This is a genomic window from Nonomuraea sp. NPDC049684 (assembly GCF_044465345.1).
Taxonomy (GTDB): domain Bacteria; phylum Actinomycetota; class Actinomycetes; order Streptosporangiales; family Streptosporangiaceae; genus Nonomuraea.
On the sequence record NZ_JBITLO010000018.1, the window covers coordinates 158,347 to 183,210 of the forward strand.

The following is a 24,864-nucleotide window of genomic DNA, read 5'->3' on the forward strand; positions in this document are numbered from 1 at the left end:
CGATGAACTGGCTCATCCTCGGGCTGGCGGGGCTGGTGGAGATCGCCTGGGCGCAGAGCATCAAGCCCACCCAGGGCTTCACCAGGCCGCTGCCCACCCTGCTGTGCTTCGTCCTCATGGTGGCCGCGGTCTGGCTGCTGTCGTACTCGATGAAGACGCTCCCGGTCGGCACCGCGTACGCCGTCTTCACCGGCATCGGGGCGGTCGGCGCCATCGCCCTGGGCGTCGTCGTGCACAAGGACCCGCTGTCGATCGGCCGGATGGCGGCGCTGGCGCTCATCGTCGGCGGCATCGTGCTGGCCCGCGTCACCAGCCCGGAGTGACCCCGCCCCGCGCGGACGGGCGGCCGGGCTCAGCTCGGGCCGAACCAGCGGGCGAGGGCGGTCCCGAGGCCGCCGGGGTCCGCGCCCGACCAGGCGACGTAGCCGTCCGGCCGGACGAGCAGCGCAGGGACGGGGGCGTCGGCGGCGGTGCCGGTGACGGGGTCGGCGGCGGCGGTGGCGGCCACGTGCCGCACCCGGTCGAACCAGGGCGCGGCGGCGGCGGCCAGGGCGTCGCCGCCGGTCAGGTCCAGGAGCAGGGGGCGGGCGTCGCGCATGAGCTCGGCCAGGCGCCGCGGCCGCCCGTCGCCCGTGGTCACCGTCAGGGACGGCGCGAACCAGCCGGTGGGCCCGGCGGGCCGCTCCTCCCCCATGTCGTGGCGGACGTCGCCGCCCGCCATCAGCTCGGCGATCATGCGCAGGTTCTCCGTACGGCCCAGGAGCTCGGCGAACAGCCGTCGCAGCGCGGTGACCTCGGCGCCGGGCGCGAGCAGCGCGGTCGCGGCCAGGGTCTGGGTGACCACGCGTTCCGCGCACGCGCGGCGCTCGGTCTCGTAGCTGTCCAGGAGCCCTTCCGATGCCTGCCCGCGCAGCGTGGCGGCGAGTTTCCAGGCCAGGTTGGCGGCGTCGTGAAGCGCCAGGTTCAGGGTGGGCCCGTGGCTCACCTGGGCGGCGTCGCCGGCAATGAAGACCCGTCCGGCGCGGTAGCGGTCGGCGAGCCGGGTGTTGCGCCCGCACAGCCGGCGCAGCATGACCGGCGCGCCCTCGGGCGGCGGGCTGAGCGGCAGGCGCACCCCGAGAACGCGTTCGACGCTCTTCTCCATCTCGGCCAGCGTCATCGGCGCGCCCGGCCCCGGGAAGCCGCCCGCCGGGCGGTCCTCCCACTCGGCCGTGTTGATCAGCGGCCGCCGCGGGTCGTGGGCCAGGAGGGTGAAGACGCCGCGGTCGGTGCGGTGGAAGTGGGCGGGGATCTCGCCGAGCCCCTCGATCAGGACGCGCCCGCCGGGCAGGATCCGGAAGTGCTCGCTCGGGCCGACGAGGGCCGAGCGGTCCACGACGTGGTCGTCGCTGACGCCGGGGAAGCCGATGCCCGCCGCCTTCCTGACCATGCTGTGGCCGCCGTCGCAGCCGACCAGGTAGCGGGCGGTGAGGGTGGTCTCGGCGCCGCCGGGGCCGCGGGTCACCACCTCGACCCGGTCGTCGTCCTGGCCGAAGGAGATCACCTCCTGACCGCGCCGCACCTGCGCGCCGAGTTCGGCCGCGCGCGCCGCGAGCACCCGTTCGAGGTCGCGCTGGTCGCAGGGCAGGAGGTACATCGGGTTCGCCGCGCCGAGCGTGTGCAGCGGCAGCGGCATCCCGCCGAAGAAGTGGCCCGGCGCGGGCGCCGGGACGCCTCGTCCGCCGCACCGTTCGAACAGGCCGCGGTGGTCCAGGAGCCGGACGACCTGGCCGGCCAGGCCGTGGGCCTTGTCCGACAGGTCGGGCTCCGGCCGTCGTTCCAGCACCAGCGGCCGGACGCCGGCCAGGCGCAGCTCGCAGGCGAGGAAGAGGCCGGCGGGCCCGGCGCCGACGACGATGACGTCGAACATCATGGACGGTCCTTTGGGTACAGGGCTGTATCTAATTCCGGCAACCGTAGGGTGCCGCGTTAAGATACGCAAGTGAATCTCAAGCACCGTGCCCCCGGCGGCGCGTCCCGCCGCCGCGGCCCCGCGCTGGAGGACGCGATCCTCGACGCCGCCTGGCACGTGCTGGTCGAGCACGGCTACCACGGCTTCACCTTCGAGGCCGTCGCCGCCCGCGCCGGCACCAGCCGCCCGGTGCTCTACCGGCGCTGGCCCCGGCGCGACGACCTGCTGCTGGCCACCCTCGCCAAGTTCTGGCGGCTGATCGACGTACCCGACACCGGCAGCCTGCGCGAGGACGCCGTGGGGTTCCTGCGCAACGCCGGCGACGACCGCGCGGGCATGCTGACGCTGATGAGCGTGCAGCTCGCCGGCTACTTCCGGGAGACCGGCAGCAGCCTCACCGAGCTGCGCGACACCCTGCTGCCGCCCGGCCAGGCGACCGCGTTCGAGACGATCGTGGGACGGGCGGTCGAGCGCGGCGAGCTGCCCGACGTGCCGCGCTCGTCCAGGGTGGTGAACCTGCCGCTCGACCTGCTCCGGCACGACATGCTCGTCACGATGAGCCGGGTGCCGGAGGAGTCGATCGCCGAGATCGTGGACGAGGTGTGGCTGCCCCTGCTGGGCGCGCCCACGGGTTGACCGGCCGGTCTCCGCGGCGGCGAGCCGGTCAGCTCCCGTAGTAGTCGCGGATCTCCCAGAACCTGGACGGGTGCCCGTCGCAGGTGTACTGGACGGCCTCCAGGTTGTTGGCGGTGCTGACGCCGCCGGCGATGGTCAGGCACTTGGCGGTCTGCACGTTGCGGAACTCGACGTACTGGCCGACGCGGGTGCCGAGCGCCCAGTAGCGCGAGGGGTGGGTGTCGCAGGTGTACTGGAGGGCGACGACGTTGTTCTCCGTGCTGACGCCGCCGGCGATGGTCAGGCACTTGCCGGTCTGCCGGTTCCTGACCTGCAGGGCCGCGCTGGAGTAGCCCCAGACGTCCCAGCGGCGGGAGGGGTGGCTGTCGCAGTCGTACTGGACGGCGTGCACGTTGTTCTCCGTGCTGACGCCCCCGGCGATGGTCAGGCACTTGCCGGTCTGCCGGTTGACGAGCTGGACGTTCGACGCCGCCCAGACGGACGAGGCCGAGGCGGGCGCCGGGGCGCAGGTGAGAGCGAGGACGAGCAGCGGGGCGGCGACGGCCGCCGGGCGAAGGAGGTGTGTCTTCATGCGACCAAGCGTGCGACCGCGCGGGCCCGTACGGCCTGAGTAGCGCGTACTCAATGTGCGCCGGCGGGGTTGTGCGCCTGGACGATCACGAAAGAGGATCGTCCGCATGACAACACAACGAATTCAGGGAAGGGTCTTCGGCGAGGTCGCCGACGAGTACGACAGGGTCCGGCCGGGCTACCCGGCGGAGCTGGCCGCGGACGTGCTGGCCTACGCCGGAGGACCCGCGCTGGAGGTGGGCGCGGGCACGGGGAAGGCGACGGAGCTGTTCGCGGCGACCGGAATCGACGTCGTGGCCACCGAGCCGGATCCGGCCATGGCGGCCGTGCTGGCCCGGCGGACCGCCGACCGCCCGAACGTGACGGTCACCGTCTCGACGTTCGAGGAGTACGTCCCGGAGCGGGCGTTCGGCCTGCTGTACTGCGCCCAGGCCTGGCACTGGGTCGACAAGGAGGTGCGCTGGCAGCGCGCCGCCGCGGCGCTGGCCCCGGGCGGCGGGCTCGCCCTGTTCTGGAACGCCGACTGGCCCGCCGACGAGGGGGTGACCGCGCGGCTGCTGGCCGCGCACGAGCGGTTCGCCCCGCACATCAGGCCCAACACCGGCCCGATCGGCAGGCCGGTCGGCGAGGAGGCCGGGGCCCGCGAGTGGGCCGCGGAGGTGGGGCTGCCGTCCGAGTTCGGCGACCTCGGCACCCGGCTCTACCGGTCGGGACGCACGGTCTCGGCCGCCGACTACGTCGCCCTGCTGTCCACCCAGTCGTCCTACCGCCTCCTGGCCGAGGACGTGCGCGAGAACCTGTTCGGCACGCTCCTCGACACGCTCGGCGACCAGGTCGTCCTGAACGTCGAGACCGTCCTCTACCTGGCCCGCCACCTCCCCTGACCGGCGGCGCGGCACGGACGGGCGCACCCCGTCACGGCTGGGCCCGGCCGGTCGCCCACGCCCATCCCGCGATCATCACGCGGTTCCTCGCGCCGATCTTGCGCTGGACCGCGGCGACATGGTTCTTCACCGTCCCCGGGGACAGGAAGAGCTCGGCGGCGATCTCCGCGTTGGTCCGCCCCTGCGCCACCAGGGCGACGATCTCGTCCTCCCGCTCGGTCAGCACCACGTCCGAGACCTCCCGGCGCGGGCCGCCGCCGCGCAGCAGCCGGACGGTGAGCTGGGGGCTGATGAGCATGTCGCCGTTCACGGCCGCCCGGACGGCCTCCACGAGCAGCGCGGGGCCCGAGCGTTTCAGCACGAACCCGGCCGCGCCGTGCCTGAGCGCCGCCTGGACGTACTCCTCCAGCCCGAACGTGGTGACGACCACCACGTGGATGCCGGTGCCGGACAGGGCGCGGGTCACCTCGATGCCGTCGGCGCCGGGCATGCGGATGTCGGCGAGCACGACGTCCGGCCGGACGGCGAGGGCGGTGTCGATCGCGGTGCGGCCGTCGGCCGCCTCGGCCACCACGCTCAGGTCGGGCTGGGCGTCGAGGATCAGGCGGAAGGCGTCGCGGATGCCCTCCTGGTCGTCGGCGACGAGGATGCGGATGCTCACCCGGGAGATTGTCGCAGCGGCAGCCGCGCCGTCAGCGACCACCCGTCCGGCACGGCCCCCGCGACCAGCTCGCCCCCCTGTCCGGCGACGAGCGCGGCCAGGCCGGGCAGGCCCGAGCCGCCGCGGCGGCGGCCGGCCGCGCCGGACGTCCCGTCGTTGGTCAGCGTGATCTCCAGGACGTCGCCCGGCGTCGTGACGGACAGCTCGACGCGGCCGGCCCGCGGCGCGTGCCGCCGGATGTTGGTCAGCCCCTCGATCACGATCCGGTAGGCCAGCGCCGCCGTCTGCGCCGGGACGGCCGCCGCGCGGTCGATCCGCACGCCGACGTGCGCCGATCCGGCGGCGGAGAAGCGCGCGGCGGCCTCGACGATGCCGTCCAGGTCGCCGGACGGGCCGAGCGGCCGGTCGTGATGGAGCATGTCGAGCGTGCGGTCGAGCGTGGACAGGGCCCGCTGACCGGCCGCCTCGACGCGCTCCAGCGCCCGCAGCGGATCGCCCGCGACGGCGCCCGCCTGGGCGTGGGCGACCATCTCGCTGATGTCGTGGGCGAGGAAGTCGTGCAGGTCGCCGGCCAGCCGCAGCCGCAGGACGGTGCGGCCGTCGGCCACCGCCCGCCGCTGCCGCGCGTCGAGCAGGCGCAGGTAGGCGCCCACGGCGGAGCCCGCCAGCACGCCCGCCCCCCAGAACGCGCACGCCCCCACCGCCTCCAGCGCGGAGGCCGGCGTGAAGACCCGCGGCAGCCAGGTGGCCGCGGCGAGCCCCGCCAGCAGCGCCGCGGGCACCGCCCGGCGGACCGGCGCGTACCGGACGACCAGGCCGGCCGCGACCGTCAGCGCCGCGCTCTCGGCCATGCCCAGCGCGCCGACGCCCGGCGTGGACGGCCCCCCGGCCGCCCGCCACAGGGCGGTGACCGCCAGGGACGCGCCCGCGGCCGGCAGGAGCAGCCACGCCAGCCACCCGGCCCTGCTCCCGGTCAGGAACAACCCGGTCGCCGCCACGGCGACGGCGACCGCCGCCGGCAGCCAGGCGGCGGCCATCCACAGCACGTTCACCCGGGACACGATATGCGCCCGCGCCGCGCGCCCCCACGTGCCGAACGGCACTGCCGCGGCCTGCGGAAGGTGCCGAACGGCATCTGCCCGCCGTGCGCCCGCGCTGGAAGGCTCGTCGGCATGACGATCTTCACTTCCGGCCGGTACGGGTACGCGGCGGCGCTGTGGGCGGTCGCCTACGGCCTGCTCGGCGCGGCGTGGGCGCTCGGGGCGCCCGGCTACCCCTGGGGGGCCGACGATCCCGACCCCGACGGCGCGCTGTCGATCCTGGCCGGCACGGCGCCGCCGTTCGGCTGGTGGATTGCGGCCTTCTCGGCCCTGACGGCCGCGACCGCCCTGGCCCTGACCCGCCGCAACGGCGTCCGCCCGGCGAAAGGGGCGTGGGGGCGGGTGCCGGTCCTTCTGGCCTGGCCGATCACCGCGCTGCTGGTGCTGGTGGTTCCGGACTCGCGGCTGATGATGGGCGTCGCCTACACGCCGTTGCTGCTGGCCGCGCCCCTCTTCGGCTGGGGGCTGGGCGGCGCGACGTTCGCCGACGCCTGGCCGTGGCCGGTGCTCAACCAGCTCGTGTGCGTGCTGGGCGGCCTGCTGCTGGCCGCCGCCGCGCGGGACCACGGGCGCGGACGCGGGAACTGGTTCACCCCGGCGCGCGGGCGGATCGCGGTGTACGTGGCGGTCGCGGTGCCGCTGGTCTACTGCGCCACCCGGTGGGCCTGGGCGCTGGGCGTCCCGCTCGGCGTGAGCGCGCGGTTCCTGGCCGAGGGCGAGGACGGGCTGTGGCTGGCGGGGGCGTACCTGGCGACGTTCGGGGCGCTGGGCGGCGTGCTGACGCTCGGGCTGGTGCAGCGGTGGGGCGAGGTGTTCCCGCGGTGGATCCCGGGGCTGCGCGGCCGGCGGGTGCCGCCGCTGCTGGCGGTCGTCCCGGCCGGGTTCGTCTCGATCATCATCACGGTGGCCGGGCTCACCTACATCCGCTGGACCGTGGCCGGCCGGTTCGCCCTGGAGGAGTGGGGAGCCTGGCTGCCGGAGTGCTTCTGGCCGGTGTGGGGGGCCGCGCTGGCCACCGCCGCCGTCTGCTACCACCGGCGCCGCCGGGAGAGCCCGCGGCCGACGGCGGCGGTCAGCCCACGCTCTGCCGCTCGGGCTCGATGAGCAGGACGACCCGTTCCTCGGCGCGCGAGTACGGGCCACCGATGTACTTCGCGGCGATCCGGTCGACGATCTCCCAGCCCGCCTCGCCCTCGACCCACTCCACGACCCGGCCCCGGACGAGCACCGGCCGGAACGGCTCGCCGGGCGGCGTCAGGGAGAGCGCGACCCGCGGGTCGCGCCGCAGGTTGAGCGCCTTGCGGGAGCGCGGGCCGGTGAGGACGGCGACGTGGTCGCCGTGCGTGCCGATCCAGACCGGGACGGAATGGGGAGCGCCGTCGGGCAGGAGGGTGGCGAGGTGGGCGATCGGGGTGCCGTCGAGCACGCCGCGCACGTCGGGGTCGAGTTTCATGGATTCTCTCCGGGCTTCTGGAGTTCCTTGAGGAGACTCTGTAACCGTAGCACTGCGAGTTCCTTCAGGGAACCCCGAAAGGTAGAGTGGGGCCATGCAGCGCACGAACTTCGCGGAGATGGCCTGCTCCATCGCCCGCACCCTCGACGTGATCGGCGAGCCGTGGTCGCCGCTGATCCTGCGCGACGTGTGGGCCGGGATACGGCGGTTCGACCAACTCCAGGCCGATCTCGGCATCTCCCGCAAGGTGCTGACCGAACGGCTGGCCCACCTCGTCGATCACGGCGTCCTCGAACGCCGCCCCTACGACCAGCGGCCGCGCCACGAATACCACCTGACGGCCAAGGGCGCCGAGCTGGTCGACCTGCTCATGGTCATGGCCGGATGGGGTGACAGGTGGCTGGCGGGCGAGGCCGGGCCGCCCGTGCTCTACCGCCACCACGCCTGCGGCGAGATCAGCGCCGTGGAGCTGGGCTGCGCCCACTGCGGCGCGCCGATGCACGCCGGCGACGTCGACCTGCTGCCCGGCCCCGGCGCGACCGGCCGGCCCGGATGAAATCGGTGGCCGGCGCCACGGGCGGTCTGGGAGCCTGAGCCATGCCTCCCACGGAACCGGGCCCGTACCGAGCCCGCGCAACGGCCCTGGTGGTCGCGATCCCCGAAGCCGAGCCGCTGGTCGGCACCTGGCGCTCCCGGCTGGACGCCGTCGCCGCCGACGGCGTCCCCGCGCACGTGACGATCCTCTACCCGTTCCTCGATCGCGACCGTCTCGACGAGGAGGCGCTCGACCGGCTGATCGGCGCGCATCCGGCCTTCGACGTGCGGTTCACCCGATGCGGCAGGTTCCCGGGGGTGCTCTACCTCTCCCCCGCCCCCGAACGGCCGTTCCGTGAGCTGACGGAGGCGGTCGCCGCCCGGTGGCCCGAGGCCCCGCCCTACGGGGGGCGGTTCGCCTCGATCGTCCCCCATCTCACGGTCGCCGACCAGCAGGAACCGGAGCTCCTCGACCACGTGGAGGCCGAGCTGGCCGCGGGGCTGCCGCTGGCCGCCCGGGTCCGCGAGGTGCGCCTGCTGGTCAGCGACGGCCGCCGCTGGCACCCGGACCGGACCTTCGAGCTCGGGCGGCGCCGCTGAGCGCCCGGCACGCTTTCGTCACTTACCGTGTCTTTGTCATTCCTTGGCGTTACGATCGGGAGACCCCCGTCCCTGATCGATCATGGAGTGCCGTATGGAGCGAACGGTTCTGGCCGCCGTCACCGAACACCCCGACGCCGACTCGGCGCTCGCCGAGCAGATCCGCCGGGTGTGCGCCGAGATGGGCGAACTCGGCCTCCAGGTGCGCTGGACCCGCCGCACGGCCGACGCCCTGGCGGTGGTCGGGTCCGACGCCTCGCTCACGGCGATCCTGGCGGCCTGGGACGCGCCCGGCGCCGAAGACCTGCTGGCCGCGGTGGCCAAGCGCTTCCGCGGCCTGCCGGTCTTCCTGATCACCCAGGACCAGGAGCTGCCGCTGTGGGTGTACGAGGTCATCCAGGGCTACGTCTTCCCGCTGGAGGACACCCCGCAGTTCATCGCCGGGCGCATCGCGCACGCCGCCGACCAGTACGCCGACCAGATCCTGCCGCCGTTCTTCCGCGCGCTGCTGCACCTGGAGGACCACCACCCCTACTCCTGGCACACCCCGGCGCACGCGGGCGGCGTGGCGTTCCTGAAGTCGCCCGTGGGCCGGGCGTTCTTCGACTTCTACGGCGAGCGGCTGCTGCGCACCGACCTGTCGATCTCCGTCGGGGAGCTGGGCTCGCCGCTCGACCACACCGGCCCGATCGGCGAGGCCGAGCACAACGCGGCCCGCGTCTTCGGCGCCGAGCGCACGTTCTTCGTGGTCAACGGCAACTCCACCGCCAACCGCATCGTCGGGCACCACGCGATCGCCCGCGGCGACACCGTGCTGGTCGACCGCAACTGCCACAAGTCGATCCAGCACGCGCTGGCGATCAGCGGCGCGCGGCCGGTCTACCTGGTTCCCGAGCGCAACGGGCTGGGGCTGGCCGGGCCGATCCCGGCCGCCGCGCTGGAGGCGTCCGCCGTCCGGGCGCGGGTGGCCGGTCATCCGCTCGCGGCGGGCGACCCCGCGTACGCGGTCGTCACCAACTCCACCTACGACGGCGTCTGCTACGACGCGGTCCGGGTCGCCGAGCTGCTGGGCGCCACCGTGCCGCGGCTGCACTTCGACGAGGCGTGGTTCGCCTACGGCCGGTTCCACCCGCTCTACTCCCGCCGGTACGCCATGTCGGTCGACGAGCGCACGCTGCCCGGCCCGGGGCGTCCCACGGTGTTCGCCACGCAGTCCACGCACAAGTTGCTGGCCGCGTTGTCGCAGGCCGCCATGTTGCACGTCCGTCCCTCTCCGCGGGCGCCGGTCGACTACGACGCCTTCAACGAGACGTACCTGATGCACGCCTCGACCTCGCCGCTGTACCCGATGATCGCCTCCCTCGACGTGGCCGCGGCGATGATGGACGGCCCCTCAGGGGCGTTCCTGACCGGCGAGGCGATCGTCGAGGCGGTCCGGTTCCGGCAGGCGATGACCCGCCTGGCCGCCCGCATCCGCGACGACGGCCACCGGCCCGCCTGGTTCTTCGGCCTCTGGCAGCCGCCCTCGGTGCCCGACCCGCACACCGGCCGGGCCGTGCCCTTCGCCGACGCCGACCCGGCGCTGCTGTGCTCGGAGCCGCGCTGCTGGGCGCTGGAGCCCGGCGCCGCCTGGCACGGCTTCGACGGCATGCGCGACGACTACGCCCTGCTCGACCCGGTCAAGGTGACGATCACCTGCCCCGGCGCGGACGCGGCCGAGGGCACGCTGGAGTGGGGCATCCCGGCCAAGGTGGTGGCCGCCTACCTGCAGCGGCGCGGCATCGTGGTGGAGAAGACCGGCGACCACACCCTGCTGGTGCTGTTCTCGATGGGCATCACCAAGGGCAAGTGGGGCACGCTGATCGACGCGCTCACCGACTTCAAGAACGCCTACGACGACGACAGGGCGCTGGCGGACGTGCTGCCCGGGTTCGGGCCGTCCGGCGTGTCGTTGCGGGCGTTCTGCGGCGAGGTGCACGCCAAGCTGCGCGACTCGGGCGTGGGCGCGCTGCTCGACCAGGTCTTCACCGCGCTGCCCGAGCCGGTCTCCACGCCCGCCGACGTCTACCAGGCCATGATCCGCTCCCGTACCGAGCGGGTCCCGCTGGCCCGGCTGGCCGGGCGGGTGGTGGCGGCGACCGTGGTGGTCACCCCGCCCGGCATCCCCATGCTGATGCCCGGCGAGGCGACCGGCGCGGCCGACGGCCCGCTGATGAGCTACCTGCGGGCCCTGGAGGACTTCGACCGGGCCTTCCCCGACCTGGCCACCGACATCCACGGCGCCCACCGCGACGGCGAGGGCCGCTACTGGGTTGAGGTCCTCCGCGACTGACGCCCGCCCCCGCAGGCCGTCAGAGCAGGGCCCTCAGAGCAGGGCCCTCAGAGCAGGGCCCTGCTCTGAGGGCCGGGGCCGGTTCAGGGCAGGGCCGGTACGGCGGGCTGGGCGTCGGTCCAGCCCACCTCGGCCAGCGTCGTGACGTAGGACTTCCCGGGCCCCTTCCCGGAACGCCCGGCCGTGTGCTCCTCCGCCAGCAGCGCCATCCTGCCGGTGTCGACGATCAGCCGGTCCGTCGTGCGCACCGCCGCCTTGTCCGTCCCGTTCCCCGTCCCGTTCACCGTGTCGATCATCGTGTCGATCAGGACGACGGCGCCCGGCCTGCCCAGCTCGTCCTTGGCGGTGCCGTCCGCGCGCACGCCCGGCATGGTGAGCAGCGCCCGGTAGGCGGCGTCGCGGACCTCTCTCGGCGCGGGCAGCACGTGCAGGATCCGGGGCAGCGTCCCGGCCACCCAGCCGGGCAGGGCGCTCTCGGGGACGCGGCTGACCCGGCCGGCCCGGGTGATCCAGTCCTTGAGCCGGGCCGGGTCGGCGGGCAGGCGCTGGACCTCGTCGTAGGTCAGCGACTGCCCGGCCAGCTCGAACGTGACCGATTCCCGCACGCTCCCCACGTGGCCCTTGGACGGCTCGGTGGACAGCCGCACGGTCTTCCCGTCGATCGACTCGCTCCACTTGGCGGGTGAGCCGTCACGCTGCCAGGCCTTCTTGTCGGCCGGGGTCGGCGGCGTCGCCCCGAGCTCGCGGTAGGCGTACCAGGCCCTGCCGTCGGGGGTGGTCCACCGTTCCGTGATCTGCCTGTTGACCAGCGAGTACGGATGCGCCCTGGTGCCGAACCGCCCCAGCTGCGGCATGGTGAGCAGCTCCTTGACGTGCCAGTACGCGCCCTCCGGCGGGGCCGCCGCGGCGGGCGCCGGCGCGCCCAGGGCGGCGCCCGCCGCCAGCCCGGCGCCCGCGGCGATCAGGCGGGCGATCAGGCGGCGGGACGTCGCCGCCGCGGTCCATGAATACGAAGTCATGACCCTCCATACGCCTGAGCCCCCCGGAGGGTTGCCCGGCGCCTTCTCCGCTCTCGCGGGCAACCCCCCTCGGCGCCCAGGCGTATTAGGAAGCGTGAAATCGGACAGACAGCCGTGAGCGCCACGGAACACGACTTCGGCGCATTCGTGGCCGCACGCGCCACGAGCCTGCTACGGGTCGCCTACCTCGCCTGCGGCGACGAGGCGGAGGCCGAGGACCTGCTGCAGACCGCGCTGGAGCGCACCTATCGGAACTGGGACCGGGTCCGCCACGACAGCCCCGAGCCGTACGTGCGCCGCGTCATCGTCAACGCCGCCATCAACCGGGCCCGCCGCCGGGCGATCCTGCGGATCATCCCGATGCACAGCCCGCCGGACCTGCCGGACCGGGCGACGGACACCGACCTGCGCCGCGTGCTCATGGACGCGCTGCGCGCCCTGCCGCCCCGGCAGCGGGCGGTGATCGTCCTGCGGTACTGGGAGGACCTCAGCGAGGCGCAGACCGCCGAAGTGCTCGGCTGCTCGGTCGGCACGGTCAAGAGCCAGGCGTCGAAGGCGGCGGCCAAACTCCGTTCGGCCCTCGGACGGGAGACAGTGGAAGGAGTGATCAGGAATGCCCACGCTTGAGGAGGAGCTCCTCCGGCTCATGACGGAGGAGACGGCCCGGCTGCACGCCGCGCCCGACCTGGTGGACCGGGTGGTGCGCGGGTCCAGGCGCAGGCGGGTGAGAGGCCGGATCGCGGCGTTGTCGGCGTCGGTGGCGGTCGTGGCCGCGCCCGTGGCGTACCTGGGCATGAGCACGACGACCGCGACGGGCGGCCAGGTCACGATCTCCGTGACGCCGGAGCCGCCCGCCATCGACGACACCCCGCCCCCGCGGCCGGAACCGCCGAGCCTCGGCGACCTGGGCGACGGGAAGACGTTCGGGCACGTCAGGGTGGGATACCTGCCCGAGCGGCTGAAGTGGTCCGGCTGGTCGGTGGACTTCGGCGACAAGTACACCACCGCCTACTTCTACGAGGGCGACGACCCGGGCTCCTACCGGGTGCAGATCTACATGTACGAGGAGGGGGCCGTCCAGGAGATCGGCGACCGGATCGCGGCCTACCGCGACGAGGAGGACGGCGAGGAGGTGACCATCGGCGACCGCGGCGGCTACCTGGTCGTCCAGAACGTCGGTGAGGACGGCATGAAGGGCACGCCCACCCTCTTCCTCCGCATGGGCGACCGCCAGTGGGCCGAGATCATGTTCAGCCCGACGTACGCCAAGGAGTTCCGCGACGCCGGGGCCGTGTCCGCCGAGCTGAAGAGGATCGCCGAAGGGCTCACCCCCAACCCGTGACCGCCTCCGCCTCCACCGCGCCCGCGCGAACGTGCGCGGCACCATACCTCGGGGGGTATATTGGCGGTGGAGGTGGAGCGAATGGACATGAACGCGGCCGTCCTGGCCGAGGCGCTCACCCGGCTCAAGCGGGCCCACGGCCAGCTCGGCGGGGTGATCGCCATGATCGAGAACGGTGACGACTGCGAGCGGGTGCTGACCCAGCTCGCGGCGGTGTCCAAGGCCCTGGACCGGGCCGGATTCAAGATCATCTCCACCGGCCTGCAACAGTGCCAGGCGGCGCGCGAGCGCGGCGAGGAGCCGGCCATCACGCCGGAGCGGCTGGAGAAGCTCTTCCTGGCCCTGTCCTGACCCCACGGGCATCCGAAGGCGACGAACGAACCGTACGCCGGAGCATGCCCGTTTTTTTGCCTGCCCTATACCCCCCGGGGTATCAATGGGTAGGACGGTCCGTGACCGGACCACGACCTGCGACGACACGAAGGCGGCGAAGAAGATGAGCACGATCCACATCGAGGTGGTGGAGACCTCTTCCCTGGGCGACCGCAGCTACCTCGCCCACGACGGACAGGTGGCCCTGGTCGTCGACCCGCAGCGGGACATCGACCGGATCCTCGCCCTGGCCGGACGTCTCGGCGTCCGCATCACTCACGTGGCCGAGACCCACCTGCACAACGACTACGTCTCGGGCGGCCTGGCCCTGGCCCGGGTGACCGGCGCCGCCTACCTGGTCGCCGCCGACGAGACCGTGGAGTTCGACCGCCGGCCGATCGCCGACGGCGACGAGGTCGCGCTGTCCGGCGACATGAGCGTCCAGGCGGTGGCCACGCCCGGCCACACCTTCCATCACCTGTCGTACATCCTGACCGGCCCGGACGGCCCCGAAGGCGTCTTCACCGGCGGCTCCCTGCTCTTCGGCACCACCGGCCGCACCGACCTGCTCGGCGCCGAGCACGCCCACGACCTGGCCCACCGCCAGCACACCTCGGCGCACCACCTGGCCGACCTGCTGCCCGACGGCGCCCACGTGTGGCCCACCCACGGGTTCGGCAGCTTCTGCTCGGCCACGCAGGCCGACGCCCCGGCCTCCACGATCGGCCGCGAGCGGCAGGCCAACCCGGCGCTGCGCCTGGAGGCCGACGACTTCGTCGCCCAGACCCTCGCCGGGCTCGACGCCTACCCCGCGTACTACGCCCACATGGGCCCGCGCAACTCCGAGGGCGGCGGCCCGATCGACCTCACCCCCGTACGGGCCGCCGACCCCGCGGAGCTCAGCAGGCGGATCGCGGCCGGTGAATGGGTGGTGGACCTGCGCTCCCGCAAGGCGTTCGCCAGCCGCCACCTGACCGGCACGCTCAGCTTCGGCCTCGACGGCCCCATGTCCACCTGGCTCGCCTGGATGGCTCCGTGGGGCGCGCCGATCACCCTGCTGGGCGAGGACGCCGGGCAGGTCGCCGCCGCCCAGCGCGAACTGGCCCGCATCGGCGTCGACCGTCCGGCCGCCGCCGCGACCGGCGACCCCGGCCAGTGGGCCGGCGGCGACGACGAGCGGCTGGGCGAGCTGGCGGTGGCCACGTTCGCCGACCTGGCCGCCGTCCACGCCGGGCGCGCGCCCGCGCACCTGCCCGCCCCGGACGTCGTGCTGGACGTGCGCATGACCAACGAATGGCGGGCCGGTCACGTCGCGGGCGCCACTCACATCCCGCTGCCCGACCTGCCGCACCGCCTGGCCGACGTCCCGGCCGGCACGGTGTGGACGCACTGCGGCTCCGGCTACCGGGCGGCCGCCGCCACCAGCCTGCTCGCCCGCGCCGGACGCCGCGTGGTGCACATCGACGACGCCTACGCGGCGGCCGCCGAAGCGGGCCTGACCATCACCGACGCCTGACCATCACCGACGCCTGACCCGACCGGTCCCGCACCCTCGGCAAGGACCATCGCATGACCACCCCTGACACCCCGCCCGCCACCGTGAACGCCACCGTGAACGCCACCGTGGACGCCGCCGCCCTGCGACGGCTGCTGGACGGCGGCGACCCGCCCCAGATCATCGACGTGCGCACCCCCGGCGAGTTCGCCGCCGTGCACATCCCGGGCTCCCGCAACGTGCCGCTCGACCTGCTGCGCGCGCACCACGCCACCCTGCGCCCCCGCCTGGACGAGGGCGCGGTGCTGGCCGGCGCGCGTCTCCCGCGGGCCAAGTGGATCGCGGCCGTTCCGCGGGCCAAGTGGATCGCGGCCGGCATCGGCGCCGGGCTGACCTTCGCCGCCGTGTCGGACACCTGCGCCATGGGCATGCTGCTGTCCCGGCTGCCCTACAACCGGGGGCCGCGCACCGACCTGGCCGCCGTCCTCGACTCCCTGGCCGGCGGCCGGGGATGACCTGACGGGACGCGCGCCGGGCGTCAGGAGTGGCCGTGGCGGTCGAGGCCGAGGGTGGAGATCAGGTCCTCGTGCAGCTCGAACCAGACGCGGTGGCAGGAGTCGACGTCGGTGCGGTCGACCCAGGCGCCCTCCCCGTTGCGGGCGCGGGCCAGGGCCGCGGCGAAGCGCTCGTCGTACCCGCCGAACCGGGCCAGGACGCCGGTCAGCCGGTCGGCCAGCGGCTGGAGGGCGCGGCCGACGACGGTGAGCTCGTGCAGGATCCGGGCGTCCCAGGCGGGGTCGGAGTGGTCGTTGGCGGCGAGCCGGTCGCGGCCGTCCGGGCGTAGCTGCCAGTCGGTGCACGCCTTGAGCAGCAGGGCGTTCAGCGGGAGGAACTCGCGGTAGACGTCGCGGACCTCCTCGGCGCCGCCCGCCCGGTCGAGCTCGGCGGCCAGGCGCCGCTCGTCCTCGGCCCGGCCCGTCTCGGTGAGCGACCAGCCGCCGGTGCCGGCGAACTCCGACCGGCTCACCCAGCCGCGCGCCTCGGCGTCGAGCAGCTCCTCCTCCGTCTCGGCCACGCCGAGCGCGTACCGGCGGGCGAGCACCGGGGTGTCGGCGAACCCGGTGACCCGTACGGCGTGCAGCGCCAGCAGGCCGGGCGCGGACTGCCGGGTCATGAGCCGGCCTCCTGACGGGCGGTCAGGCGGGTGTAGTGCTGCTGGCAGGCCTGCGGCGAGTTGAACCCCATCGCCTCCGCCATCTGCGCCCAGGTCAGCCCGGTGCTGCGGGCGGTGAACAGCAGGGCGGACTCGATCGCCTCGACCTCGGCGCGCGCGGCGGGCAGCAGGGCCAGCGCGGCCAGGACGTCCTGCTGCTCCAGGCCGGCGTTGCGCCAGACGGCGAAGCGCGTCAGGTCGACCGCCGAGGGCGGGACGGGCGGAGGTTGCCACGGGCGCGGGTCGAGCAGGTCGGCGCCCATGGCCATGAGCCGCCGGCGGGCCTCCTTCTCGCGCTGCGCCTGGAGCTGGTCCGCGTTCGGGGGGTGGGCGGGGTCGTGGTTGCGTTGCATGCGGGACATGATTCACAATCGCCGGGACATCGTCAACATTTTGTTGAAGGGCGGGGCGGATGATCGTACCCCTCGGCATGGCCGCGGCCGACACCTGCGGAGGCAAGGGCGGCGCGCTCGGCGAGCTGCTGCGGGCGGGGCTGCCGGTTCCCGACGGCTTCGTGGTGCCGTTCGCCGCCTACCAGGCCGCGGTCAGGGGCCTGGAGCTCGGGCGGCGCACGGCCGGACCGGACGGCCTGGCCGCGGCGCGGCGGACGGTCGAAGGGCTCGCGGTCGACGCCGGGCTCGCCGCGGCGCTGGCCCGGGGGCTCGGCGCGCTCGGCGACCCGCCCGTGGCCGTGCGGTCGTCGGCGGCCGACGAGGACACCGGCCTGAGCTCGGCGGCCGGCCGGTACGAGAGCTTCCTCGCCGTGCGAGGCGCGGGCGGGGTGGCCGAGGCCGTGCGCGCCTGCTGGGCGTCGCTGTTCTCGCCGCGCGCCGCCGCCGAGGGCCGGTCCGGCGACGGCCCGGCGATGGCCGTGATCGTCCAGCGCCACCTGGACGCCGAGGCGTCCGGGGTCATGTTCACCCCCGGCGGGCCGGGCGAGCCCACCGGGATCGAGGCGTCGTGGGGGCTCGGGCCCAGCGTCGTCGGCGGCACGGTCACGCCCGACTCCTACCGGGTCGGCGCGGACGGATCGGTCGTGCGCGCCGTGGCCGACAAGCGCACCCGGCTCGACCGGGACGGCGCGCGGCTCGTCGTGCGGGACGTGCCCGACGGCGACCGGGGGCGGGCGGCGATCGACGACGCGACCGCCGTGCAGCTCGCCGGGCTGGGCGCGCGGATCGCGGCCCTGCGCGGCGGGCCGCAGGACGTCGAGTGGGCCGTCGCGGGCGGCCGCGTCTGGATCCTGCAGGCCCGCCCGGTCACCGCCGCTCCCCCGGCCGCCGGCCCGCCCGCCCCGGCGGCGGACGTGCCGGCCGGGGTGCTCGCCGGGACGCCGGGCAGCCGCGGAGCCGTGACCGGCACCGCGCGGATCGTGCGCGGGCCCGGCGACTTCGCCCGCGTGCGCCCGGGCGACGTGCTGGTCTGCCCGTTCACCGACCCGGCGTGGACGCCGCTGCTGCGCATCGCCGCCGGCGTCGTCACCGAGACCGGCGGCGTGCTCTCCCACGCCGCGATCGTGGCCCGCGAGCACGCCATCCCCGCCGTCCTCGGCGTCCCGGACGTGACCAGCAGGCTCCGGGACGGCGCGCTCGTCACCGTCGACGGCACCGCCGGTACCGTCACCGCCACCTGAACCCTGGGAAAGGAGAGGGGAGCGGTCTCCGACCGGCCGCTCCCCGCGCACCCATGTCGCTACGACGCCTCTACCTGGCCCGCCACGGCGCGGCCGACGCGTTCGGGCAGCTCACCGACGACGGGCGGCGGCAGTCGGCCCTGCTGGGCGAACGGCTGGCCCGGATGCCGATCGGCGCGGTGTGGCACTCCCCGCTGCCGCGGGCCGCCGAGAGCGCACGGGAGCTCGCCCGGCGCCTGCCGGACGTCCCGGTGGCCGAGGCCGCCGAGCTGGTGGACCATGTGCCCTACGTCCCCGCCCCCGCCGAGACGCCCGCTTCCTGGGCCGGCTACTTCGACGGCTTCGACCGGGCGGAGGCGGCCTCGGGGCGCGCGCTCGCCGACGCCCTGGTCGCCCGGTTCGCGAGGGTCCCCGACGACCCCGCGTCCGACGTGCACGAGGTGCTGGTGACGCACGCCGATCAGATCGCCTGGCTGGTCCGGCACGCGCTGGACGCGCCGCCGCCCCGGTGGCTCGGCCTGAACAGCGCCAACACCGGGCTGACGATCATCGAGTACCGCACCGGCCTGCCGCCCACGATGGTGATGTTCAACGACCTGAGCCACCTCCCGGCCGGCCTGCGCTGGACCGGCTTCCCACGGGACATGTGGCCGTGAGCGGGGGCCGGGAGGCGTCAGGAGGTGGCGCGGGGAGGTGGCGTCGGGTGATGCCGCGTCAGGAGATGCCGCGTCAGGAGATGCTGCGTCAGGAGATGCTGCGTCCCTCCACCGCGTCGAGCACCAGCGGGCTGGGGCCGGGGTCGCCGCGCACGCCGAAGCCGTAGCGGTAACCGGCCCTGACCTGCGGCTCCGACAACGCCGGCAGGTGTTCCAGCGTGGCCGCGGTCACCAGCTCCCAGCCGGAGCCGGTGTCGGCGTACATGGCGGCCCGCTCGCCCACCAGCGACAGCGCGAAGCGGCCGCCGTCGGGGATGGTGACGCCCTGCTTGACGCCGAAGACCGCGAGCCCGCCCGGCACCTGCGGGCCGCGCACCTCGAACCCGGCGAACCTGTGGCTGTTGACGTAGAACGCCGCCACGTCCGTCCTGCCGTCCTTGACCAGGCCCGTGTAGACGGTGTCCATGTCGGTGGAGTCGCCCTGGAACTTCCTGATCGTGATCGCGGTGGCGAACGCCGGGTTGCGCGGCGAGACGCCTGACGACATCAGCCCGAACCAGGACGCCGACGGATGCCCGGCCGACAGCGCGCCGCCCGCGTACGTCACCTGCGGCACCTCCTTGTCCTCCGGCAGGACCCGGTGGGTCTGGTAGTCGCCGGCCCGGTCGAACCCGTCGGCCAGCTCCTGGTTGGCGAAGGCGTCGGGGGCGGGCGGCACGTACGCGGCCTGCGGCGGCAGCCGGAACGTCACCCGGTCCGTGTGCCCCAGGTAGGACGCGCACACGACCGGGTACTCCTGGTTCGCGGGCGCGTAGGCCGTCAGCGTGGTCTCCGTCGTGCGGCTCGCGCCCGTGCGCAGGCCGGTCACCGGCAGCGCGGGCGGATCGACGGCCACGCCGTCGCAGGCGGACAGGGTGACCCGGCCGGCCATCGGCAGCACGTCCCGGTTGGTGACGGTGAAGGTGACCTTGGAGCCGAGCCGGCCGCGCTCGGCGGTGGACGCGCTCACCTCGACGTTGCGCCGGGCCAGGCCGGGCAGCGCCGCCGCGGCCACGCTCAGCCGGTCGATGTCGTACGAGCCCGCCCAGTCGGAGCCGGCCGAGCCGCGTACCCACACCTTGACCCGGGAGATCGCGGCGCGCGGGGCCCAGCGGGACAGGTCCAGCGTGAGCCGGTTCCAGCCGAGCTCGGGGTCGATCGTGCCGGCGCCCTCCGCGACCGCGCCGCCGCGCCCGTAGACGCGGACCTTGGCGGTGAAGACGTTGCCCGGCTTGAAGCCGTCGTCGGCCTCGGGCGGCACCCGGACCGACAGCGACAGCGACGGCGTGCGCGAGGCGTCGAGCGGCTTGCCGAACAGCACGTCGGCGCCCTTGTACGACTTGGCGTACCGCGACCAGCCGGGCAGGTCGCGGTCGAAGCGCACGCGCAGCGCGTGCCCGCCGTCCACGGCCACCCGCTCCACGGCGGCGGCGTTGTCCGAGGGCCGCCAGCCGTCGGCGCCGGTCTCGAAGCCGGAGATCACCCGCTCGGCCACCGGCCGGGCGTCGAGCTGCGTGCCCGCCACCGCGGGCGGCTTGCGGACGGCCAGCTTGCCCGGGTCGAAGCCGGGGATGACGTCCTTCCAGTCGGAGATGCCGATGATCTTCTTGGCGAACTCGGTCGCCTCCAGCGACCGGTCGGTGTCGATGGCGGCGAACACCTCGTGCAGGGGCTTGCGCTCCCCGGCGTTGGAGGGCGCGCCGTGCTCCTCGTCCCACGTCCACAGGCCGAGCCGCAGGCCGCCCTCCTGCTTGTGGTCGACGTGCCGGTGCAGGATGAAGGAGTCGATGCCGTCGGCGAAGGCGATCTTGTAGTAGGCGTAGGCGTAGGCCGCGGCCTGCAGCTCCAGCTCCTTGGCGGAGTAGTCCTGGGAGTTCAGGCCCTGTTCGGACAGGATCACCCGCCGCCGTTGCCCGTTGTAGGTGAGGTCGTCCTGGGCGAGGTAGCGCGGCAGCAGCTCGATGTTCTTGAACGTGATCCGCAGGGTGTCGAAGCCGTCCGTGGCGGTCTTGTCGTTCCAGAACGCCGGGTTGAACAGGTTCTCCGGGTAGGGGTGGTAGGCGATGTTCCAGTCGAAGTCGCCCTGGCGCTTGGTGAGGGCGTTGAGGCCGTCCACCACGTCGCGGCCCTTGTAGGTGTACTTCGGGTCGTCGTTGGCCGCGCCCGTCCAGAAGTGCGTCAGCGAGGTGTAGACGCGGGCGGCGGCGTCGGCCTTGCGCACGGCCTGCCAGGTCAGCCGCATGGCGCGGGCGTACTGGTCGAGGAAGACGTCGCGGTCCTGGCGGCCCATGTTGTACCAGAACTGCTGGGCGTCGATCTCGTTGCCGACGATCCAGCCCCACGCCCGGCCGTAGCGGCCGTCGGGCCGGCTGTAGCGCTGGGCGAAGAACTCCATCGCGGCGGTGAAGTGCGCCTCGCCCTCGGCCGTCTTGGTGTTGAACGCGTACACCGTGCCCTTGCCCAGCTCGGCGTCGGGGTGGATGAGCGTGCGCGCGGCGGAGTTGGCCGCGCCGCTGTTGTAGACCAGCACGATCATGTTGACCAGGACGCCGTTGTCCGACAGCGGCTTGACCTGGGCGTCGAGCCCGGCGACGGCGCCGCGGTCGAAGTAGTACGTCTTGCCTTGCGAGACGAACTCGATGGTGTTGCCCGGGGCGCCCGGCCCGGCCGTCATGACCGAGTCGAGGGCCAGGTTGATGCCGGCGTGCTGGACGCCGATCTCCTCGGCGTCGTCGGTCATCTGCACCTGTAACCCCTTTTTGCCCGACATTTCGGGATAAGGGGTTTGGTTGGCCGACGCGAAGCTCAGCTTGTCGGCGTAGTGCACCTCTCCCAGCGGGCCGTCCGCGCCCACCGCCAGGAACTTGTCGTAGAGCCGGTCCTGGTCACCGTCCATCCGGGGCACCTCGACGCGGAACGGGCCCGCCTCGACGGAGGCGACCGGCCGCTCGCCCGCGGGCGAGTCCTGCCAGGTGTCCAGCGCGTACAGCTCGGCCGGGCCGGGGGCGAGGCCGGTGACGGTGATCGTGTCCCCGCCGACCTCGACGCCGCTCACCCCGCCGGCCGCCGCCGCGCGCGCGGGCAGGGCCTGCGCCGGGACGGCCAGCATCGGGACGGCCAGCGCCAGGGCGATCAACAATCGCATGGTCATCTCCTCCTACCTGGCCCAGTCCTCGTCGCCCCAGGCGTTCTTCTTGATGCCGGCCTCGATGCCGCGCTTCCACCACTTGTCCAGGTCGGCCAGCTCCTCCTCCAGGGAGCGCCGGCCGAGGAGGTAGCCGTCGAAGACGTCGCGGAAGGAGGTCCCCTCCGGGCCGCCCGGCAGGGCCGTCACCCGGAACGGCTTGCCCCACTCGCCCTCCAGCAGCCCGGCGGTCTCGGCCGACGGCTCGACGCCCTCGACGGCGGGCAGGCCGCCGGTCGCGTCCAGCCAGGGCTTGATCGCCGGCGAGCTCATGTACTGCAGGAACTTGACCGCCGCCGCGTACTTCTCGCCCTTGACGGTGGAGGGGATCATGTAGCTGGTGCCGCCGATCGAGGCGCCGTAGCGGGCCGGGGCCTCCGACGACAGCGGCGTGCTGGCCCTGGTGATGGTCGGGAACGGCATCGTGCCGAGGGCGAACTTGGCGTCCGCCTTCAGCGCCTCGACGGCGAAGTCCGTGCCCCACGACATGGCGGCCTTGCCCGAGACGAAGTCGCGGTAACCCACGGTCGCGCCGCCGTCGGCGACGCCCGTCCAGTTGGGCGTGCCGCAGTCGAAGAACTCCTTGTAGATCTTCAGGGACTCGGCGACCTCGGGCGTCCTGGTGGTGAGCGTGCCCTGCTTGATGGCTTTGCTCATCGACTTCTCCGTCACGGTCGGCGCCTTGCCCGGCTTGCCGGTGGCGTCGAAGAAGTTCCAGTCGTCGTGGTACTTGTCGATGAGCTGGGTGCTGACGGCCTCCCACGTCCAGCCGGCGGCCAGGCCGCCCTTGTCGAGGGCGACGGGGTCGAAGCCGGCCGCCTTGAGCTTCCCGCAGGCGCTCCTGAAGTCCTCCCAGGTGGCGGGGGGCTGGTCGACGCCCGCCTTGGCGAAGGCGTCCTTGTTGTAGAACAGGCCGATGGCGACCAGGTTGAAGGGGATGTACTCCAGCTTGCCGCTCTCCTTGCTCAGCGCCTTGGAGACGGCGGGGCCGTAGTACTCCTTCCTGAACACGTCGATCCAGCGCTGGTTGCCCGGCACGTACGGGTTGGGCTTCTGCAGCTCGGCGTCGAGCGCGTGCACCTCGTGGGCCTTGTGCGGCGGCTGGTTGAAGACCAGTTCGGGCGCGGTGCCGGCGGCGAGCTGGGTGGTGATCGTCTGCATGAAGCCGTCGAGGGGCAGCACCTGCGTCCTGACCTCGATGCCGGGCTCGCGCTTCTCGAAGGCGTCGACCAGCGCCTCCCAGGCCGGTCCGAAGCTGCTGCCGCTGGCGTTCCACTGATTGGGGCCGGCCAGTGTGATCGTCACCTTGCCGCCGCCGTCCTGGGCGGACGTGCCGCCGGTGCCGAGCAGGCCGCAGCCTGTCAGCGCGAGCAGCGCGGCCATCGCGGCCGGGGCCGCGAGCCCGCTCTTGGGGGGTGTTCTCATCGGGGTAGGGGTCCTTCCTTTATTGATACGTTTCAATCGCGGGACCGGCTCACTTGCCGGACACGATGCCGCCCTGGATGCCCGCCAGGAACCACTTGGACAGGAATGTGAACAGCACCACCAGCGGCAGGCTGGCCAGGACGTAGCCGGCGAACAGCGGCCCCCACTGCTGCGCATTCTGGTTGGCGAAGAAGGCCAGCCCCGCGGGGATCGTCCGGTAGGCGTCGGTCTGCACGGTGAGCAGCGGCCAGAAGTAGTCGTTCCACACGCCCAGCACCGTCATCAGCGCCACCGTGCCGATGACCGGCCGGGCCAGCGGCAGCATGAAGGCCACGAACAGCCGGACGCCGCCCGCCCCGTCCACCCGCGCCGCCTCGAAGATCTCCTCGGGGATCTGCGCCATGTACGTGCGCATGACGACGATCCCGAAGACCGTGTTCGCGGTGACGTGCGGGATGATCAGCACCAGCCGGCTGTCCAGGATGCCGAGGTCGCGCATCAGCACGAACAGCGGGATCAGGCTGGTGATCGAGGGCACCATGAGCAGCGCCGCGACCAGCCCGAACAGCGCGTTGCGCCCCGGGAAGCGGTAGCGGGCGAACACGAAGGCCGCCGCCGGGGCCAGCAGCATCGTGCCGGCGATGGCCAGCGCCGCCACCACGAACGACGTGAACAGGTACGGGCTGACCTGCTCCCAGGCCGCCGCGTAGTTGTCCAGGTGCACCGGCCAGGCCGGCGACCAGTAGCTGCCGAAGAACTGCTCGTTGTCCTTGACCGACGCGGCGAGCATGAACAGGTACGGGAACAGCCCGGCGAAGGCCAGCACCGCCAGCAGGCCGCCGGCCACCAGGTCGGTCCTGCGGGTCCGGCTCACGATCCCGACCTCCTGCCGAGCGCCAGCGCGACCAGGCTCACCCCGAGGGTCAGCGCGAACAGCACCGTGCCGAGCGCGGCCGCGTACCCCCAGCTCGTGTCCACGAACGCGGCGTCGAGCATGCGCAGCACGGGCACCTGCGTGGCGTTGTCGGGGCCGCCCTTGGTCATGATGTGGGCCTGCATGCCGTACTGGAGCACCGAGATCACCGCCAGCACCAGCAGCAGCTTGACGTCGCGGAACATCATCGGCAGGTCGATGCTCCAGAAGCGGCGCAGCCGGCCGGCGCCGTCCACCTCGGCGGCCTGATAGATCTCGGCCGGCACGTTCTGCAATGCCGACAGGAAGACCAGGAACGGCAGGCCGGCCACCCACGGGAAGCCGATCGTCATCAGCGCGGCCAGCGCCGTGGCCGGGTCGCCGATCCAGTTGCCCGCCAGCCCGTCCAGGCCGAGCGCGCGCAGCAGGCTGTTGACGACGCCGTCGCGCGGGTCGTACATGAACTGCCACAGCAGCACGTTGACCACGGCCGGGAAGGCCAGCGGCAGGATGAGCAGGGTGCGGAAGACGAACCGCAGCCGCTCGCTGGACAGCGACATCACCAGTTCGGCGGCCAGCAGCGGGAACACCCACATGAGCGTGACGGCCCAGACGAAGATGATCCCGGCGTTGCGGAAGGAGGCCCACCACAGGTCGTCGCCGAGCATCGTGAGGTAGTTGTCCAGGCCGACGAACGGCGAGCCGAAGCCCGGCCGCCACTCGTACAGCGAGTGCAGCATGCCGTTGAGCGCCGGGTAGTAGGCGAACGCCGCGAGCAGGGCGAAGGTGGGAAGGAGGACGAGGTAGACGCCCCACGGGATCCGGCGGCGCGCTTTTGTGCTGGTCACGATC

General features: G+C 73.6%; 26 protein-coding genes. 14 read left to right on the forward strand and 12 right to left on the reverse strand.

The annotated features are described in order from the left end of the window. The first annotated feature begins 2 nt into the window (after positions 1-2). Positions 3-323 (forward strand): DMT family transporter, encoded by a 321-nt coding sequence (locus tag ACIBST_RS41175; RefSeq protein ID WP_397178932.1) that lies wholly within the window; start codon positions 3-5, stop codon positions 321-323. A 29-nt stretch (positions 324-352) separates the two neighbouring features. On the opposite strand, the gene ACIBST_RS41180 is transcribed toward ACIBST_RS41175, so the two are convergent. Further along, positions 353-1,912, reverse strand: a complete 1,560-nt coding sequence (locus tag ACIBST_RS41180; RefSeq protein ID WP_397178933.1) for an FAD-dependent monooxygenase — start codon at positions 1,910-1,912, stop codon at positions 353-355. Positions 1,913-1,981: 69 nt separating this feature from the next. On the opposite strand from ACIBST_RS41180, the gene ACIBST_RS41185 reads away from it, so the two are divergent. Next, positions 1,982-2,587 (forward strand): TetR/AcrR family transcriptional regulator, encoded by a 606-nt coding sequence (locus tag ACIBST_RS41185; RefSeq protein WP_397178934.1) that lies wholly within the window; start codon positions 1,982-1,984, stop codon positions 2,585-2,587. 28 nt (positions 2,588-2,615) lie between these two features. Here ACIBST_RS41185 and ACIBST_RS41190 read toward each other — a convergent pair whose 3' ends face one another. Then, positions 2,616-3,158, reverse strand: a complete 543-nt coding sequence (locus ACIBST_RS41190) for an RICIN domain-containing protein (RefSeq protein WP_397178935.1) — start codon at positions 3,156-3,158, stop codon at positions 2,616-2,618. Between the two features lie 106 nt (positions 3,159-3,264). Here ACIBST_RS41190 and ACIBST_RS41195 point away from each other — a divergent pair, with 106 nt between their 5' ends. Further along, positions 3,265-4,041: a class I SAM-dependent methyltransferase gene (locus ACIBST_RS41195; RefSeq protein WP_397178936.1), complete on the forward strand. Its 777-nt coding sequence runs from the start codon at positions 3,265-3,267 to the stop codon at positions 4,039-4,041. 31 nt (positions 4,042-4,072) lie between these two features. Here ACIBST_RS41195 and ACIBST_RS41200 read toward each other — a convergent pair whose 3' ends face one another. Both ACIBST_RS41200 and ACIBST_RS41205 read right to left on the reverse strand, forming a co-directional pair. Next, positions 4,073-4,702 carry a response regulator gene (locus ACIBST_RS41200; protein WP_397178937.1) on the reverse strand — a complete coding sequence of 210 codons (630 nt, stop codon included), beginning with the start codon at positions 4,700-4,702 and terminating at the stop codon, positions 4,073-4,075. Continuing rightward, positions 4,699-5,754 carry a sensor histidine kinase gene (locus tag ACIBST_RS41205; protein ID WP_397178938.1) on the reverse strand — a complete coding sequence of 352 codons (1,056 nt, stop codon included), beginning with the start codon at positions 5,752-5,754 and terminating at the stop codon, positions 4,699-4,701. The genes ACIBST_RS41200 and ACIBST_RS41205 overlap by 4 nt, the downstream gene beginning before the upstream one ends. A 120-nt stretch (positions 5,755-5,874) precedes the next feature. On the opposite strand from ACIBST_RS41205, the gene ACIBST_RS41210 reads away from it, so the two are divergent. Continuing rightward, positions 5,875-6,906 (forward strand): hypothetical protein, encoded by a 1,032-nt coding sequence (locus ACIBST_RS41210; RefSeq protein ID WP_397178939.1) that lies wholly within the window; start codon positions 5,875-5,877, stop codon positions 6,904-6,906. Here ACIBST_RS41210 and ACIBST_RS41215 read toward each other — a convergent pair. Then, positions 6,875-7,255 carry a PPOX class F420-dependent oxidoreductase gene (locus ACIBST_RS41215; protein ID WP_397178940.1) on the reverse strand — a complete coding sequence of 127 codons (381 nt, stop codon included), beginning with the start codon at positions 7,253-7,255 and terminating at the stop codon, positions 6,875-6,877. The two genes, ACIBST_RS41210 and ACIBST_RS41215, sit on opposite strands and share 32 nt — an antisense overlap. 94 nt (positions 7,256-7,349) lie before the next feature. Here ACIBST_RS41215 and ACIBST_RS41220 point away from each other — a divergent pair, with 94 nt between their 5' ends. The 3 genes from ACIBST_RS41220 to ACIBST_RS41230 all read left to right on the forward strand — a co-directional run bounded on the left by ACIBST_RS41220 (position 7,350) and on the right by ACIBST_RS41230 (position 10,721). Beyond that, positions 7,350-7,811 (forward strand): winged helix-turn-helix transcriptional regulator, encoded by a 462-nt coding sequence (locus ACIBST_RS41220; RefSeq protein ID WP_397178941.1) that lies wholly within the window; start codon positions 7,350-7,352, stop codon positions 7,809-7,811. Positions 7,812-7,852: 41 nt separating this feature from the next. After that, positions 7,853-8,389, forward strand: a complete 537-nt coding sequence (locus tag ACIBST_RS41225; RefSeq protein WP_397178942.1) for a 2'-5' RNA ligase family protein — start codon at positions 7,853-7,855, stop codon at positions 8,387-8,389. 94 nt (positions 8,390-8,483) lie between these two features. After that, positions 8,484-10,721, forward strand: coding sequence for an Orn/Lys/Arg decarboxylase N-terminal domain-containing protein (locus ACIBST_RS41230; RefSeq protein ID WP_397178943.1), 2,238 nt, complete (start codon positions 8,484-8,486; stop codon positions 10,719-10,721). Positions 10,722-10,804: 83 nt separating this feature from the next. Here the strand turns inward: ACIBST_RS41230 and ACIBST_RS41235 are convergent, their stop codons facing one another. Continuing rightward, the gene (locus ACIBST_RS41235) at positions 10,805-11,740 is read right to left on the reverse strand and encodes a hypothetical protein (RefSeq protein ID WP_397178944.1); all 936 of its coding nucleotides are present in this window, start codon (positions 11,738-11,740) and stop codon (positions 10,805-10,807) included. 114 nt (positions 11,741-11,854) lie between these two features. Between ACIBST_RS41235 and ACIBST_RS41240 the strand changes: the two genes are divergently transcribed. From ACIBST_RS41240 to ACIBST_RS41260, 5 genes are all read left to right on the forward strand, one after another. After that, on the forward strand, positions 11,855-12,367 hold the full coding sequence (locus ACIBST_RS41240; RefSeq protein ID WP_397178945.1) for a SigE family RNA polymerase sigma factor: 513 nt from the start codon (positions 11,855-11,857) through the stop codon (positions 12,365-12,367). Next, the gene (locus tag ACIBST_RS41245) at positions 12,354-13,082 is read left to right on the forward strand and encodes a hypothetical protein (RefSeq protein WP_397178946.1); all 729 of its coding nucleotides are present in this window, start codon (positions 12,354-12,356) and stop codon (positions 13,080-13,082) included. The genes ACIBST_RS41240 and ACIBST_RS41245 overlap by 14 nt, the downstream gene beginning before the upstream one ends. Before the next feature lie 81 nt (positions 13,083-13,163). Next, on the forward strand, positions 13,164-13,433 hold the full coding sequence (locus tag ACIBST_RS41250; RefSeq protein ID WP_352328991.1) for a metal-sensitive transcriptional regulator: 270 nt from the start codon (positions 13,164-13,166) through the stop codon (positions 13,431-13,433). Between the two features lie 145 nt (positions 13,434-13,578). After that, positions 13,579-14,970, forward strand: coding sequence for a rhodanese-like domain-containing protein (locus tag ACIBST_RS41255; protein WP_397178947.1), 1,392 nt, complete (start codon positions 13,579-13,581; stop codon positions 14,968-14,970). Positions 14,971-15,023: 53 nt separating this feature from the next. Beyond that, entirely contained in the window at positions 15,024-15,464 is a 441-nt protein-coding gene (locus ACIBST_RS41260) for a rhodanese-like domain-containing protein (RefSeq protein WP_397178948.1), read from the forward strand. 23 nt (positions 15,465-15,487) lie between these two features. Here the strand turns inward: ACIBST_RS41260 and ACIBST_RS41265 are convergent, their stop codons facing one another. Next, positions 15,488-16,123: a transcriptional regulator gene (locus ACIBST_RS41265; RefSeq protein WP_397178949.1), complete on the reverse strand. Its 636-nt coding sequence runs from the start codon at positions 16,121-16,123 to the stop codon at positions 15,488-15,490. Then, entirely contained in the window at positions 16,120-16,515 is a 396-nt protein-coding gene (locus tag ACIBST_RS41270) for a DNA-binding protein (RefSeq protein ID WP_397178950.1), read from the reverse strand. The genes ACIBST_RS41265 and ACIBST_RS41270 overlap by 4 nt, the downstream gene beginning before the upstream one ends. Positions 16,516-16,574: 59 nt before the next feature. Between ACIBST_RS41270 and ACIBST_RS41275 the strand changes: the two genes are divergently transcribed. After that, entirely contained in the window at positions 16,575-17,795 is a 1,221-nt protein-coding gene (locus tag ACIBST_RS41275; RefSeq protein WP_397178951.1) for a PEP/pyruvate-binding domain-containing protein, read from the forward strand. Between the two features lie 53 nt (positions 17,796-17,848). Further along, positions 17,849-18,451, forward strand: a complete 603-nt coding sequence (locus tag ACIBST_RS41280) for a histidine phosphatase family protein (RefSeq protein WP_397178952.1) — start codon at positions 17,849-17,851, stop codon at positions 18,449-18,451. 88 nt (positions 18,452-18,539) lie between these two features. Here the strand turns inward: ACIBST_RS41280 and ACIBST_RS41285 are convergent, their stop codons facing one another. The 4 genes from ACIBST_RS41285 to ACIBST_RS41300 are packed head-to-tail and all read right to left on the reverse strand — an operon-like array spanning position 18,540 to position 24,860. Beyond that, on the reverse strand, positions 18,540-21,635 hold the full coding sequence (locus ACIBST_RS41285; RefSeq protein ID WP_397178953.1) for a DUF5722 domain-containing protein: 3,096 nt from the start codon (positions 21,633-21,635) through the stop codon (positions 18,540-18,542). Between the two features lie 12 nt (positions 21,636-21,647). After that, positions 21,648-23,099, reverse strand: a complete 1,452-nt coding sequence (locus ACIBST_RS41290) for an ABC transporter substrate-binding protein (RefSeq protein ID WP_397178954.1) — start codon at positions 23,097-23,099, stop codon at positions 21,648-21,650. A gap of 49 nt (positions 23,100-23,148) precedes the next feature. Beyond that, on the reverse strand, positions 23,149-23,973 hold the full coding sequence (locus ACIBST_RS41295) for a carbohydrate ABC transporter permease (RefSeq protein WP_397178955.1): 825 nt from the start codon (positions 23,971-23,973) through the stop codon (positions 23,149-23,151). Continuing rightward, entirely contained in the window at positions 23,970-24,860 is an 891-nt protein-coding gene (locus ACIBST_RS41300) for a sugar ABC transporter permease (RefSeq protein ID WP_358300366.1), read from the reverse strand. Before ACIBST_RS41300 ends, ACIBST_RS41295 begins: the two co-directional genes overlap by 4 nt. Positions 24,861-24,864: the final 4 nt, after the last annotated feature.